This is a genomic window from Streptomyces sp. ICC4 (genome assembly GCF_003287915.1).
Classification (GTDB): domain Bacteria; phylum Actinomycetota; class Actinomycetes; order Streptomycetales; family Streptomycetaceae; genus Streptomyces; species Streptomyces tritrimontium.
The window spans coordinates 1,332,485-1,346,636 of sequence record NZ_CP030286.1 but is presented as its reverse complement, the minus strand read 5'-3'; the positions used below and the strand labels follow the sequence as shown (position 1 = coordinate 1,346,636).

The window sequence follows — 14,152 nt, the reverse complement described above, 5'->3', positions numbered from 1 at the left end:
CCCCCGGGTGCTCGCGGCCGCCGGGCTCGGCGGGAACTTCGACACTCTTCACGGCTGCTCCTTGGGAGACGTTGAGGGAGCTCCGGTCCGTCCCGGTGGTCACCCGCGCGGCCGGGCCGTCGACGGGGCCGTGCGCGGTGCGTACGGACCGGCAGTGCCCGGAGGCTTCGAGGGCGGCGGCCACCGTCCCGGCGGCGGCTTCGTCGCGGACCAGGAAGGCGCAGGTCGGGCCGGAGCCGCTGACCAGCGCGCCGAGCGCCCCGGCGTCGAGTCCGGCGCCCAGGGTGTCGGCCAGTTCGGGGCGCAGCCGCAGCGCGGCGCCCTCCAGGTCGTTGCGCAGCAGGGCGGCGAGCCGGTCCGGGTCCCCGGAGGCGAGGGCGGCCGCGAAGTCGGGCGCCGGGGCCAGCTCGGCCGGCGCGGGGGCCGCCGTGTCCGACTCGGCGAGCAGCAGGTCGTACTCGCGGAACACCCGCGGGGTGCTCAGCCCGCCCCGGGCTTCGGCGAACACCCAGTGGAAGCGGCCGGAGTCGGGCAGGGCGGTGAGCCGCTCGCCTCGCCCGGTGCCCACGGCGGTGCCGCCCATGAGAGCGAAGGCGACGTCGCTGCCGACCTCCGCGGCGACCTCGGCCAGCAGCGGGTCCTTCGGGTCCAGGCCCCACAGCGCGGCGCAGCCGACGATGGCGGCGGCCGCGTCGGCGCTGCCGCCGGCCATGCCGCCGGCGACCGGGATCCGCTTGTCGATGTGCAGGTGCACGCCGGGGTCGACGCCGATCCGCTCGGCGAGGAGGGCGGCCGCCGCGGCGGCGAGGTTGCGCCGGTCGGCGGGGACCGCCCCGATGTCCTCGCCTTCGAGCGTGACGGAGAGCTCGGGGGCGGGGGTGGCCGTGACGGTGTCGTGGAGCGACACCGCCTGGAAGACGCTGACGAGTTCGTGGTAGCCGTCCGGCCGGGTTCCGCCCACAGCGAGGTGGAGGTTGACCTTGGCCGGTACCTGGACCGTGACGCTCACCGTGCGGCGTCCCAGATCTCGATCATCAACGTGGCTGCTTCCTGTGTCGAAGGGTGTTCCGGCAGACCGTCGCCGACCGGAAGGACGGCGTCCGATGGGCGGCGCGGAGGCGGAATCCGTCCCGCCGCTGCCCTGGTGCCGAGAGTCTGCGGCGGCGTCCATGCGCCCGGCTAAAGCCATCTCGGCACCCGGCGTGACCTGCCCGTACGCCCTCCAGGACCGCCTGCGCGGCCTGCCGGAGGGGTAACCGGAACACCCCGGGGAGGGCGCGGGCGGCGACAGCAGTACCTGCCGTGCAACTTCGTGCCATCGCCGTGCGCTGGAACGGCGCGGGGCGCCCGGAGAAGCTGGACGGGCACGCCCGGACACCCCGCGGCCGGGGCCGGACCGAAGCTCTCCGCACGGAGCGGCGACGCACCCGAGCAAGGAGTGAGGATGTCTCGAACCGCGACACTCGAAAGGCTCGACCTGACAGCGGTCACCCGCCGGCTCGTCCACCTGCCGAAGGAGCCGTGGCTGCCCGGCCGCGGCGCGCCGGAGCCGGACGGGGAGCGTTTCGCGCTGTCCGGCGAACTGCCGGACGCGCCCTCCCTGTTCCGCGACGGCGCCGGGGGCCACGACACCCAGCTGTTCGTGGAGATCTTCCGGCAGCTGGGCCTGTCCCTCGGGTACCGCTACTTCCGGGTGCCCGCCGAGCGCGCCTGCCTGTTCGTCGGGCTCGACTGGGCCGTGGCCGATCCCGCCGTCTGGCGCCGCCGCGGACCGGGCGCGCACCTGGCGGTGGACGTCCGCGCCACGCCCACCACGACCACTCCGGGCGGGGCGCCGCGCGGGCTGCGGCTGGCCGCCGCCCTGCGCATCGACGGTGAGCCGGGCTGCACGGGCTCGGCCGAAGTCCTCTTCCTGCCCCCGGCGGTGGCCCGCGACCACCGTGCCACCAGCCGGCTGGCCGCCGTGTCCGCGGACGCTCCGCGCCCGTACGGTCCGCCCCGACCGCTCGCCGAGCCGGGCTCGGTCGGCCGCACCGACCCCGCCGACGTGGTGGTCCGCGCGCCCGTGACCCGCGGGGAGTCGTCCACCACCGCGCTCGTGATCGACCCCGGGCACCCGGTGTTCTTCCTGGACGGCGCCGACTCGGTCCCGGGCCTGCTCCTGGTGGAGGCGCTGCGGCAGTCCGCGGTGCTGGCCGCCGGCCGGAGCCACGGTTTCCGCCCGGAGCTCACCGCGCTGACCGCGCTGGCCGTGCGCTTCCGCGGGTTCGCGGAGCTGGACCTGCCGCTGAGCTGCACCGCGGTGGCCGGCCCGGTGCGCCCGGACGCGGCCGGGCGGGCGTCCGCGCCGATCCGGCTGACGGTCTCCCAGCTCGGCAAGGTCACCGCGGAGGCCGAGATCACCGCGGCCCGGGCCGCGTGATGACGAGCGCACCCGCCCCGGCGGGGCACGTCGGGCTCGGTGACGACCGCGACGCCGTCCCGGGCGGGGAGAGCCTGCGGTCGGTGGTCGAGAAGGTGCTGGGGGACGTACTGGCCCCCTGCCCGCCGCTCGGCGCGGGCTCCCCGATGCTGCACACCGGAGCCTTCGTGGTGGACCCGCCCTTCTACGGGGACGGGGACATCGGGCAGGTCGCCGTCTGCGGCACCGTCAACGAGATCGCGGCCGCGGGCGCCGAACCGGTGGCGCTGACCCTGTCCGTCATCGCCGAGGCCGGCCTGCCGCTGGCCCGGCTGGCCAGGGTGGCCGCCTCCGTACGGGACTGCGCGCGCGAGGCCGGCGTGGTGGTCTCCGCCGTGGACGTCCGCGCGGTGCGGGCGGGCGAGGCGGACCAGCTGTACCTCCAGACCACGGGCATCGGGGTCTTCCCGCAGGGCACGCCGCCGCGGAGCGCGGCGCGAGCCGGGGACCGGATCCTGCTGAGCGCCCCGCTGGGCGGCTACGGCGCCCACCTGCTGTCGGTGCGCGAGCTGCTCGGGTACGAGAGCATCATCAGCGGCGCCTGCGCCCCGCTGGCCTCGCTGCTCGCCCGGGTCCGCGGCCGCGTGCCGCCGGACGCGGTGCGGGCGGTGCGCCCGGTGGCGGGCGAGGGCCTGGCCCCGGTGCTGCGCGCGATGGCGCACGGGACGGCCTTCGACCTGCGCGTCGAGGAGCTCGCGCTGCCGGTCCGCCACGAGGTGCGCATCGCGCTGGACGCGCTGGGGGTCGCCCCCTGGCACGCCTCCAGCGCGAGCTGCCTGTGCCTGGTGGTGGCCGCGGACCGTGCCGAGGAGGTGCTCGAGGCGCTGCGCGGGCATCCGCTGGGCCGGGAGGCGGCCGACGTGGGCGTGGTGCTGCCCGGTACCGGAGCGGGTGTGGAGCTGGTGCGCGCCGACGGCTCCCGGGTGCCGCTCGCGGCCGAACAGGGCCCGCCCGCACGGCTGTCGTAGCCGGACGTGATCCAGCAGGACCCCCCGCCCGCACCGTTCCGGTGCGGGCGGAGCCATGTGCGGAGCCATGTGCGGGCGGGGAGCGGAGGCGGAGGGGGCGGGTCCGGGCCGGGCCGGCCGAGAGCGGAATGCTCCCGCTGCCTGGTTCCGGTCGTTTTCCGTACCGGACCGAGCTATTCACCACACCGGCCGCACCGATCCGGCTAACTTCATTCATCTCCTGCCGTTATTCAAACGTCGAGTTTCGGTCCTCTCCGTCGGAGGCCGCTTGTCAGGGAAAACCCTGACAGTAAAACAAGACACCCCGACAGCATTTACAGCCGAATACGTACACCCGTTCTCCGGAAATGAGAACGCGCACCCGAGGAGACCCGCCATGCGCAAGGAACCGCTGACGCCGGTACGGGCGGAAGAACTCGCCCTGCTGCGGCGCACGCTGCTCCTGGCACGGGAGTCCCCTCAAGTCACTCGCATCACGGGGGAGGCGTGGTCGGGCAAGACCCACCTGATGCGCCGGCTGTCGCAATCGGCACGACAGGAGGGCTGGACCGTCGCCTTCGGCAGCGTGCCGCGCCCGGGCCCCGCCCGCCCCTTCGAGGTGCTCGTCGACGCCCTCGACGAGCACCTCGGCCACGCCGGCGCCTCCCTGACCGCCGCGCTGGGCACCGCCCACACCCGGTGCCTGGCCGCATACTTCCCCTCGCTCGCCACCGCGCCCGGCGCCCCGCCCGCGGCCCCCGCGCCGCCGGACGCCTACGGCGCCGTCCGCGCCCTGCGGGCCCTGATCGAGATACTGGCGGGCGACGGCGGCCTGCTGCTGGCCCTGGACGACGTCCACCGCGCGAGCCCCGAGACCCTCGACTTCCTGACCCACCTGGTCCACCACCCGCCGCGGGCGCCGGTCCTGACGGTGTTCGCCCACCGCACCGGCGCCACCGCCCGGCACCTGTCCGCCGTCTCCCACGACAGCTCCCGGGTCCGCCACATCGCGCTGGCCCCGCTCGCCGACGACCGGGCGCGCACCCTGCTCCCGGCCGGCCTGGACCCGGTCACCGAAGCGCAGGCGCTGCGCGACGGCGCGGGCGTGCCCGGGCTGCTGCGGGCCCTGGCCCACGATCCCGCCACCGGGCCGCGCGCCGTCCCCGAACTGTCCCTCGGCGTACCGCCCCTGCTCCAGCACGGTCCGGTGGAGCTGCACTCCCTGTCCTCGCTGGGCTGGCGCACCGCCTGCGCGGCGGCCGTCGTGGGCTCCCCCTTCACCCCGGGCCAGGTCGCCGCGACCGCCCCGCTGCCCGAGGAGGAGGTGCGGCGCGGCCTGGACGAGCTGCACGCCGAAGGGCTGGTCGCCCCGGACGGCTCCGCACTGCGCTTCCGCTTCACCCGCCCCGTCCTGCGGGCCCTGCTCTACCACGCCTCCGGCGCGGGCTGGCGCGGCGCGGCCCGGCACCGGGCCGTCCTCGCGCTGCGCTCCGACCGCTCCCCGGCGGCCCGGTTCGCGCTGGCCGCGCACCTGGAGGACACCGATCCGCTCAGCGCGGCGGACGTGCGCGAGCTGAACCTGGCCGCACGGGAAGGGCTGTTCCGCCAGCCCGCCCGGTCCGTACGGGCGCTGCGCCGGGTGACGGCGTACCCGCAGGCCCCGCTGGAGTCCCATCTGCTGCTGCAGAAGGCCCTGGTGGTGGCCGGCGAGCCGGAGGAGGCGCTGCGCGGATACGCCGGGCTGTGGCCGCGCGTCCACGTGCTCTGGGCACCGGACGGACGCCACGACGCCCTGCTCTGGCAGGTCCGGGCGCTGCGGCTGCTCGGCCGGGGCGCCCGGGCCGGCGCGCTGCTCGACTCGGCCGGCTCCGGCTCCGGCTCCGGCTCCGGCTCCGGGCCCGCGGCCGGATCCGGGGCCGCCCGGGCCCAGGGCGGGGAACTGCTGGGCGAGCGGGCCGCGCTGGCCCTGGAGGCCGGCCTCCGGAACGATCCCGAGACCGGCCCGGCGACCGGCCCGGCGACGGGCGGCTCCGGCTGGGACTGCGCGCTGGAGGCCGCCCGCGGCGCCCTGCGCGAGGCGGGCCCGCCGCAGGATCCCGGCCACGCGCACGCCCTGGCCCGGCTGGCCGCCGTACAGGCCGCGGCCGGCGACCTGCCGGGCGCCGCCCGCAGCGCCCGCGGGGCCGCCCTGCTCCTGGACTCCCTCGACGACGACGGGTGCGCCCCCGTGTTGGAGGCGCTGCGCTGGCTGGGCTCCGCCGAGTCCGCGCTGGGCGACCCCGCGGCCCTGCGGCACGCCGAGCGCGGTGTCCGCCTGGCCCTGCACCACGGGCAGGCGTTCCTGCTGGGACAGCTGGCCACGGGCCTGGCCCGGGCCCGCCTGGCGGCCGGGGACCGCGCCGGGGCGGCCGCCGCCGCCGCTCTCGCGGCCGAGGCCGCACGCCGGGGCGGAGCCCCCGTACCGGCGCGCGAACCCGAGGCGGCAGCGGAACCCGGCATGGCCGGAATTCGGCAGCGGGTGTCCGGATATCAACTTGCCGACCAGGTCGAGGGCAGGCTCTCGGAACTCAGCCGCCGAGAGCTGGAAATAGCCGATCTGGTCGCCGACGGAAACACCAACCAGGGAATTGCCGCGCACCTCGACATCAGCGTGAAAACCGTGGAGACGTACATGAGCCGGATATTCAAGAAGCTCGGCGTCAATTCACGTTCCCAGGTAGCCCGCACCATCGGAAGAAATGACGGCCATTAACGGCCGGAACACCGGAATGCATTCGGGAGCTTATCGCCCGCGCGAAAACGGGCAAGAAAAAGCCCCGCCACTCGAACTTGGGGTTCCGAGGGCGGGGCTAATGGGCGACTCGACCGGTCGGGGGAACCGGGAGCGGAGGACCCACACCCAGAGAGTTCCACCCACCGCTTGTGAACGACTTAAGGCACCTTCCGGGATGTGAAAAAGAGCAGGCCCGCCAGTGTGGCGGGCCTGCTCTCGGCACGGGTCAAGCGGAACGTCAGCCCCAGCGCTCGTCCAGCGGGACCAGAACCGGCGGGGCCGACACGACGGCGGCGCTCACCGCCGGCCCGGTGGTGATCGCCTGCACGGAGCCCGCCCCCACGGACACCGCGACGCCGAACGCGATCAGAAGAGTCGCTGCCATGTTTCGAAGACCAAGGCCGTTCATACTTACCCCCAAGTTTGGTAAGGCCCGTTGTGGTTACGTCAATTAGTCTGCCGAGTTTCAATTGCGGACCCAACCCTTCCCCGCTGTCGTAAAGTTGCCTGGCAACTTGTTCTCGCAACCGGGGGGAGAAAAGCGAGATGCCCGAAAATGCCCTCACTGGGGCAGGTTTCGCCAAGCTGGACGATACGAGTGCGTCCGCATATCGGTACGCGGTTCTCCGCGGCCGCTACGTGCGGGCGGACGTGGCCGAGGAACTGGGGGTCAGCGCCGACCACGCCACACTCATAGAGGAGACCCTGCGGCGGCTGCACCTGTTGCGCCCGATGCCCGGCGAGCCCGATGCCCTGGTGCCCATCAGCCCGGGCGCCGCCGTGGTGGACCTGGTCGCCCCCGCCGAGAACGACATCCGCGAACTGCAGCAGTCCGTCAGCGAGGTGCGGACGGACATGCTCGCGCTGCTGCCCGCGTACTTCGAGAGCCGCCGCCGGCGCAACGAGGCCGAGGCCTTCGACGTCATCGCGGACATCAAGGCCCTGCAGTCCATGCTCGACGACTACGGCTCGCGCTGCCGCTTCGAGATCCTGACCGCCCAGCCCGGCGGGCCCCGCAGCTCCGAGATGCTGGAGCAGGCCCTCCCCCAGTCCCTGGGACGGCTGGACAAGGGGCTGCGGCTCAAGCAGCTCTACCAGCACACCGTCCGCAGCGACCTGGCCACCACCTCCTACGTCCGGTCCGTCACCGGCGCGGGCGCCGAGGTCCGCACCACCGACCAGATGATCGACCGCATGGTCATCTACGACCGCGAGATCGTCTTCCTGCCGGAACAGCACGTCAAGGACCGGATACCCGGCGCCGTGGTGGTCCGCGAACCCACCCTGGTCGCCTTCCTCTGCAAGGTGTACGACCACCTGTGGGCCGGGGCCGCCCCCTTCATCCCGGGGATGGAGGAGATCACCACCATCAACGACGAGCTCAAGCTGTCCATCGTCAAGCTGATGGCGGAGGGGCACAAGGACGAGCTCGTCGCCCGGCGCCTGGGCATGTCGGTCCGGACCGCCCGCCGCCACATCTCGCAGATCATGGCCGAGGTGGAGTCCACCAGCCGGTTCCAGGCGGGCTTCAACGTGGCCATGTCCGGCATGCTCGACGAGGGGGCCGGCGGCGACTCCGGCCGCGACGGCTCCCCGGGCCAGGGCCCCAAGTACGAGCAGTACTAACTGACACACAGGAAGCTGCCACCGCTGTCCGCTGGCCGCCCCTCCCGCCTCCCGGCAGTGTGAGCACCCGGGAGCCTCAACGGGAGGCGGCCGGGACGGGGGTGGGTCAGCATGAGCGGTACCGCACTCGCCGACTGGGAGGCCGCGGCCGGACGTTCCCCGGTCGTCGGCCGTTCCTCGGTCGCCGACTGGGACATCCCCCCGGACCGGGACGCACCCGTCCGGCGCTCCGCGCCCGGCGCCACCACCCGCCACCTGGTCCACCGCCCCCGCACCTGGGAGCACCACGGGCTGTCCCCGGTGGAGGACGCCTCGGAGGAGTTCGCGCTCGCCGCCGACCTCCCCCGCGACCACCCGCTCCTCAACGACGGCCCCGGACGGTTCCACGACATCCAGGCGGCCTCCGAGATGGTCCGCGAGGTGGGCGAGTTCATCGGCCAGTGCCACTTCGGCGTCCCGGCCAACCGCACCGGCATCTTCTACCGGTTCGGCATCGACGTCCCCGACCTGGCCGCCTGGCGGACCCGGCCCGGACCCGCGCGGCTGACCGCGACCCTGGTGGTGACCCCCGACAAGATGATCGGCGGGGTGCCGCGCGCCCTGGACTTCCGCACCGCCCTGGAGATCGACGACGTCCGGTGCGGGACCGGATCGGCCAACGTGGTGTTCCTGCCGCCCGTGCTGCGCCGCAGCCACCGCGAGCAGAGCCGCGCCACGGCCTTCGCCGCCGCGGGCGGGACGGGCCGGCCGGGCGGGACGCCCGCCGCCGACCCGGGCACCCTGGTGGACCCGGCCGACGTGGGACGCTCCGACCCGGCCAACGTCATGCTCCACGGCGCCTCGCGGCCCTCGCACGGCAGGCTCTCGGTGGGCGTGTCCGTACCCCCGCTGTGGCCCTCGGCCCAGGGTGCGGGCGACGGCCACGTGGCCGCCCTGGTCCTGCTGGAGACGCTGCGCCAGGCCTCGCTCCTGGCGGCCCTCGGCACCCATCAGCTGGCACCGGCGCGCTGTGCGCTCGCTTCCCTGCGGGTCCATTTCCGCGGCTACGCGGAGCCGGACCTGGCGATGCGCTGCGCGGCGGTGTCGGGAGTACTGGAGCACGACGGCCAGGGCCGGCGCCGGGCCCCGGTCACCCTCACCCTGACCCAGGCGGGCCGCACCGTGCTGGAGGCCGTCACCAAGGTGGTGGAGGACCACTAGTGCTGTGGCCGGGAAGGTTTGCCGGGGCGCGGTGTCCGGTGCGGTGCCTCTCCCCCAGCTACCGCTGGGAGGGGCCCCCGGGCGGAGGGCCGCCGCTTGTACTGGACGTACTTCGGTGGTCCGACAACGCGGCGAGGTGCCGTGCCGGGCGCCGCGACCCGGTGAACCTTTCCGGTCACAGCACTAGGCGGCCCGCCGCTCCCGCGCGCTCAGGCGGCCGCCGCCTCGGCGAGGGCCTCGTGGATCGCCTCGACCGCCTCGGCGTCGAGCATCGAGGTCACCTCGGTGTCCGGCGCGCCGGGGAATCCGGCGTCGTACACGGCGGCGCTCACGGTGAAGTCCACGCCCCCGCTGACCAGCGCGTAGGTGCGGAAGGACCACTCGTCCCCCTCCCCCGGCGTGCCGTCCGGGCTCAGCACCCGGATCCGCCCGCCGCCGCCCCGGCCGAAGCCGAACTCGGTGAAGCGGAACTGCATGCCCTGCCCGATCGCCTTGCTGTACGCCTCCTTGAGCGTCCACAGGCGCACCAGGTTCCGGTTGCGGTCCGCCTCGGCGAGGGCCGCGAGGTCCCTGCGCTCCTGCGGGGTGCAGATGTGCCGGTCCAGGCCCGGCCGGTAGAGCCGACGGGTGGCCCGTTCGGCGTCCACACCGATCAGCCCGCGGCTGGTCAGCGCGACGACGAGCAGCTCGCCGGTGTGGCTCAGGCTGATGTCGATCTGGTCGCAGCCGCGCAGGGAGGGGCGCCCGGTGGGGCCGTAGGCCAGCTCCAGGTCGGCGGCGTCGGCGGACAGCGCGCCGGCGGCCGCGTGCTTGAGCAGCAGCCGCGAAGCCGCGTACCGGCTGCGGATGTCGGGGTGCTCGATGTCCTCGAAGCGCGCCCAGTCCCGGCCCAGTACGGCGCGCAGCGCGGGCGCCCGCTCGTCACCGGGGCGCCAGTCCGCGAGGCGGCCGTACACCAGCACGCTGCCGTGCCGGCGCAGTTCGGCGCGCACCCGCTCCGCGTCCGCGCGGTCGCCCGGGCCGGCGACAGCGAGGGGCTCGCCCAGGGCCGGAGCGGTCACGGGGCGGGCCGCGCCCCGCGCGTGGCGAGGTGCACGACCAGGCGGTCGACGGTGGAGTGGTCCCAGACCCAGGCGGGTTCGAGGGAGATCCCGAAATCGTCCTCCACGTCACCGCACAGGCTCAGCGCGCCGACGGAGTCCAGCCCGTACTCGGCCAGCGGCACCGACGCGTCGATGCTGTCGGGGTGACGGCCGAGGTAGACGGCGAGCCGCTCAATCAGCCATCCGTACAGCGGCGCCGCGTTGCGCGACGGTACGGGGAAAGTCATGCCGGTGCTCCTTGGACGAGGGTCGGGTTCGGTACGGGGGGTCGGTACAGGGGGTCGGTACGGGGGTCGGTACGGGCGGCCGGTCAGCCGGGCACCGGCGCGTCGTACAGGTCGTAGCTGCGCCCCTCGCCGAAGCGGGCCAGCACCTCCCGGTGGACCCGGTCCGCGCAGCTCGCGGGCAGCTCCCCGGGGCGCAGGCCCAGCCGGCGCGCGACGCGGTGCAGGGCGGCCGCGGCCCAGGAGGGGTCCCCGAGGAAGGCGTCCCCGGCGGCGCGGGCGTGCCACCACACCCCGAGGACGGCGGCGCCGGCCAGCACCAGCGCGTGGCGGTCGCCCAGCGCGAACCAGGCGGGGCTGGTGGGGCGGCCCGCCTCCGGCGGGGGCAGCGCGAGCACCCGCCCGCGCAGATCGCGCAGTTCGCGGACGAGCAGGTCGGCCGGGGCGCGCAGGGCGCGCTCCTCGCGGGTGGTCCCGGGCACGGCGGCGGCGAAGGCCAGGAGGGAGGCGCTGAGGCTGTCGCGTCCCCCGGCCGGCACGAGGGCCCCGTACCGGAAGGGGGGCAGCGGACCCGCCGGGCGGAACAGCGCGGCCGGCGCCTCCTCCCCCGTGAACCAGGCGCCCCGGGCGAGGCTCCCCAGCTGCGGGACGACCGTGGCGCGGCAGGCCGCGGCCCCGGCGTGCCCGAGGCCGGCCGCGGGCACGTCGCGCAGGTGCTTGGCGAAGATCCCGACGGCGCCCTCGCGGGCGTACAGCTGCGATCCGAGCACCGTGGACAGGTCGTGCATCGTCTCGCTGAGCACCTTCGGCAGCAGTGCCGCGGCGGCCGCCGCGTACAGGCTGGTCTCGCCGGGCAGCAGGTGCAGGGCCCGGGCGGCGACGAGGGCGAGGCTGTCGCAGAGCAACAGGTCGGTGAAGGCGCCGGTGACGGTGGCCGCGACCTGGCGCGGGTCGGCCGCGGTCCCCGGCCCGCCGAGTCCGCCCGCGCCGCCCACTCCGCCCGCTCCGCCCGGCCCCTTGGCGCGGTCGACGCGCACGGCGGTGCGCAGGGCGGTGTCCCCGGCCGCCACCGCCAGCGAGGCCGTCAGGGTGCGGCTGATCTGGAAGGACCGCAGGGCCGTGCGCAGCCCGCTGCCGGGCGCGCCGAGCAGCGCGCCCTCGGGCACCGGGCAGCGGTCGAACTCCACGCCCGAGCGGAAGTAGCCGCGCAGTCCCACCGACGGCGGCCGCCCGGTGATCCGGTGGCGGTCCGCGGGCAGCCGGCGCGGGTCCAGCAGCAGCGCGCTGTGGCTGCCGCTGCCGCGTTCGTCGCCGGTGCGGCAGAACAGCACCAGGGCGTCCGCGCGCCGCACGTTGGTGACGACCGGCTTGGCGCCGGTCAGGGCGAGCCCGCCGCCGGCCCGCGGGACGATCCGGATGCCGCTGCGGGCCGAGTCGCCGGTGCGCGCGCTCTCGTGCTCGGCGACGGCCGCCTTCGAGCCCGCCAGCAGGAGGGCGGCGAGGTGGGCCCGCTGGTCGGCGCTGCCCGCCATCCACACGTCGGACGCGGCCGTGAAGGTGGTCGTGCCGTGGCCCGTGCCGAGGGCGACGTCCCGGCGGAAGACCGGCCGCGCGATCCGCACCAGGGATTCCACCGAGTCGAAGCGGCCGCCCAGTTCGCGCGGTACGAACTCCTCGTTCATGCCGAAGCCGTCGAGCACCGCCTCGGCCTCGGCGGAGGGCGTCGCGGCCCGGTCGGCCCGCAGCAGCGCCCGGTGTCCGGTCGGGTTGTCCGGCCGGCCGGGGTCGCCGAGCAGCCGTTCCAGGGCGGCGACGCGGTCGCGCACGGGCAGGGCCGCGACCGGGACAGGGACCGCGACCGGGACCACGCCGCCGGCGCCGGCCGGGACCGTGCCGCGCACGCCCCCGGGGGCCGTGCGGAGCCGGGTCCCGCTCACCACACGGTCCCCTGCGCCGTGCCGCCCACGGGTTGCAGCAGGTCGTTGCCGAGCACCGTGTTCCAGGGCCGGATCAGGCCCCGCACGTCCGGATCGAGCACCTCGTACACACCGGCGAGCTCCCCGGCGAGGAACAGCTCGCGCATCAGGGTGCGCCGGACCTTGCCGCTGGTGGTGCGGCGCACCGTGCCGGGCCGGACGAGCAGCACGTTGCCCCCCGGCACCTCGAAGTCCTGCCCGACCAGGGTCTGCACCCGGCGGGCCAGGATCCTCAACTGCTCCCAGTCCGTGTCCTGTTCGCGCACCTCCTGGAGGACCACGAGCTGCTCCCGCCCGGCGTCCACGGTGAACACGGCTCCGTGGCCGGCGGCGAAGGCCGGGGACAGCGCGCGGACGGCCCCCTCCACGTCCTGCGGGTAGAGGGTGCGCCCGCTCAGCACCGCGACCTCCTTCAGCCGCCCGGTGACGTACAGCTCCCCGTCGTCCAGGACGCCGAGGTCCCCGGTGCGCAGGAAGGGCCCCGACCCGCCGCGCGGTCCGGCCCCGAAGGCCTGCTCGGTCTCCTCCCGGTTGCGCCAGTAGCCCCGGGCCACGCTGTCGCCGCGCAGCTCGATCTCCCCCACCCGCCCCGGGGGCAGCTGCCGCCCGTCGGGTCCGGTGACGCGCAGCTCGTGCCCGCGCACGCGGCCGCTGCTCACGAGGGTGCGTACGGGCTCTCCCGCGCGGGCCGGGCGCAGCTCGTCGCGCTCCAGGGCCGCCGCGTCCACGGTGCGCCGGACCGGGCCTTCGCCGGGCACCCCGCCGGAGACGAAGAGGGTGGCCTCGGCCAGACCGTAGGCGGCGCACAGGCTCCCGGGCCGCAGCCCGGCGGCGGCGAACCGTTCCGCGAAGGCGTCCAGGGTCCGGTGGCGCACCGGTTCGGCCCCGTTGAGCGCGACCCGCCAGCGGGACAGGTCCAGCCCGGCGAGCTGCTCGTCGGTGACCCGCCGTACGCACAGGTCGTACGCGAAGTCGGGGGCGGAGCTGACCGTCGCCCCGTACGTGTCGATGGCCCGCAGCCAGCGCACCGGGCGCCGGACGAAGGAGGCGGCCGACATCTGCACCGAGGTGGCGCCCAGCCACAGCGGATGCAGCAGCTGACCGATCAGCCCCAGGTCGTGGTGGTGCGGCAGCCAGCTGGCGAAGCGGTCCTCGGGCGTGGTCCCGAAGGCTTCCCGGAAGGCCTCCTGGTTGGCCAGCAGGTTGCGGTGGCTGACCATCACCCCGCGCGGCCGCGAGGTGGAGCCGGAGGTGTACTGGAGGAAGGCCAGGTCGTCGGGGCCCGTGCCCGGGTCCTCGTACGCCCCGGGGCCCGGGTCGCCGGCCGCGCCGATCGCGTCGGTGGCCAGGCACACCACCTCGCCGCGGCCTGCCATCGCCAGCCACAGCGAGACCTCGGCGGCGTGGGCCGCGTCCGTCAGCACCACGCGCGCCCCGGTGTCCCGGAGGATGCCGGACACCCGCTGGAGCCGTTCGCCGCGGTCGCCGGGGAGCGGGGCGGGGACGGCAACCGCCCCCGCGTACAGGCAGCCGGTGAAGGCCCGCAGGAACTCGGCGCCCGGCGGGTGGAGGAGGAGGACCGGCTCGCCCGCGGCGCCCAGGGCGCGCAGCCGTACGGCGAGGGCGCGGGCCGCGGTGTCCAGCGCGGTGAAGGTCACGTGCTCCGCGGTGCCGTCGTCGTGGAGGAAGACGTGCGCGTCCGCCCCGCCGCGTTCCCCGGCGCGCTGCCGCACCACCTCGGTGAACGTCGAATGACTGGTCAAGGCCTGCCCCTTCGCGCCGTACCCGGGACACCGACGGGGCGCCGTGTGCCCCTTCTCCCAGGTGCCGCATCCTGCCCGC

Annotated in this window: 10 protein-coding genes and 1 pseudogene; 5 read left to right on the top strand and 6 right to left on the bottom strand. The window is 75.6% G+C overall.

The window, feature by feature from the left end; all coding sequences use genetic code 11:
- Positions 1–100: 100 nt before the first annotated feature.
- Positions 101–1,024 (bottom strand): annotated as a pseudogene (locus DRB89_RS43645) (4-(cytidine 5'-diphospho)-2-C-methyl-D-erythritol kinase); the annotation flags it as partial.
- 420 nt (positions 1,025–1,444) lie between these two features.
- On the opposite strand from DRB89_RS43645, the gene DRB89_RS06060 reads away from it, so the two are divergent.
- The 3 genes from DRB89_RS06060 to DRB89_RS06050 all read left to right on the top strand — a co-directional run bounded on the left by DRB89_RS06060 (position 1,445) and on the right by DRB89_RS06050 (position 6,160).
- Positions 1,445–2,422, top strand: coding sequence for an AfsA-related hotdog domain-containing protein (locus DRB89_RS06060; RefSeq protein ID WP_112449079.1), 978 nt, complete (start codon positions 1,445–1,447; stop codon positions 2,420–2,422).
- Positions 2,422–3,429: an AIR synthase-related protein gene (locus DRB89_RS06055; RefSeq protein ID WP_112449078.1), complete on the top strand. Its 1,008-nt coding sequence runs from the start codon at positions 2,422–2,424 to the stop codon at positions 3,427–3,429. The genes DRB89_RS06060 and DRB89_RS06055 overlap by 1 nt, the downstream gene beginning before the upstream one ends.
- Positions 3,430–3,805: 376 nt before the next feature.
- A complete protein-coding gene (locus DRB89_RS06050) occupies positions 3,806–6,160 on the top strand; it encodes a helix-turn-helix transcriptional regulator (protein ID WP_112449609.1) in 2,355 nt (784 codons plus the stop codon).
- A 259-nt stretch (positions 6,161–6,419) separates the two neighbouring features.
- Here DRB89_RS06050 and DRB89_RS42730 read toward each other — a convergent pair whose 3' ends face one another.
- Positions 6,420–6,566, bottom strand: a complete 147-nt coding sequence (locus DRB89_RS42730; protein ID WP_162688483.1) for a hypothetical protein — start codon at positions 6,564–6,566, stop codon at positions 6,420–6,422.
- Positions 6,567–6,727: 161 nt separating this feature from the next.
- Between DRB89_RS42730 and DRB89_RS06045 the strand changes: the two genes are divergently transcribed.
- Together DRB89_RS06045 and DRB89_RS06040 are read left to right on the top strand one after the other, a co-directional pair.
- Entirely contained in the window at positions 6,728–7,807 is a 1,080-nt protein-coding gene (locus tag DRB89_RS06045; protein ID WP_239516031.1) for a hypothetical protein, read from the top strand.
- 111 nt (positions 7,808–7,918) lie between these two features.
- Entirely contained in the window at positions 7,919–9,007 is a 1,089-nt protein-coding gene (locus DRB89_RS06040; protein WP_112449608.1) for an AfsA-related hotdog domain-containing protein, read from the top strand.
- Between the two features lie 209 nt (positions 9,008–9,216).
- Here DRB89_RS06040 and DRB89_RS06035 read toward each other — a convergent pair whose 3' ends face one another.
- The 4 genes from DRB89_RS06035 to DRB89_RS06020 all read right to left on the bottom strand — a co-directional run bounded on the left by DRB89_RS06035 (position 9,217) and on the right by DRB89_RS06020 (position 14,073).
- On the bottom strand, positions 9,217–10,068 hold the full coding sequence (locus DRB89_RS06035) for a 4'-phosphopantetheinyl transferase superfamily protein (RefSeq protein ID WP_112449607.1): 852 nt from the start codon (positions 10,066–10,068) through the stop codon (positions 9,217–9,219).
- The gene (locus DRB89_RS06030) at positions 10,065–10,337 is read right to left on the bottom strand and encodes an acyl carrier protein (RefSeq protein WP_112449606.1); all 273 of its coding nucleotides are present in this window, start codon (positions 10,335–10,337) and stop codon (positions 10,065–10,067) included. The genes DRB89_RS06035 and DRB89_RS06030 overlap by 4 nt, the downstream gene beginning before the upstream one ends.
- An 83-nt stretch (positions 10,338–10,420) precedes the next feature.
- Positions 10,421–12,271, bottom strand: a complete 1,851-nt coding sequence (locus DRB89_RS06025; RefSeq protein WP_239516030.1) for an acyl-CoA dehydrogenase — start codon at positions 12,269–12,271, stop codon at positions 10,421–10,423.
- Positions 12,268–14,073, bottom strand: coding sequence for a fatty acyl-AMP ligase (locus tag DRB89_RS06020; protein WP_112449605.1), 1,806 nt, complete (start codon positions 14,071–14,073; stop codon positions 12,268–12,270). The genes DRB89_RS06025 and DRB89_RS06020 overlap by 4 nt, the downstream gene beginning before the upstream one ends.
- Between the last annotated feature and the right edge of the window lie 79 nt (positions 14,074–14,152).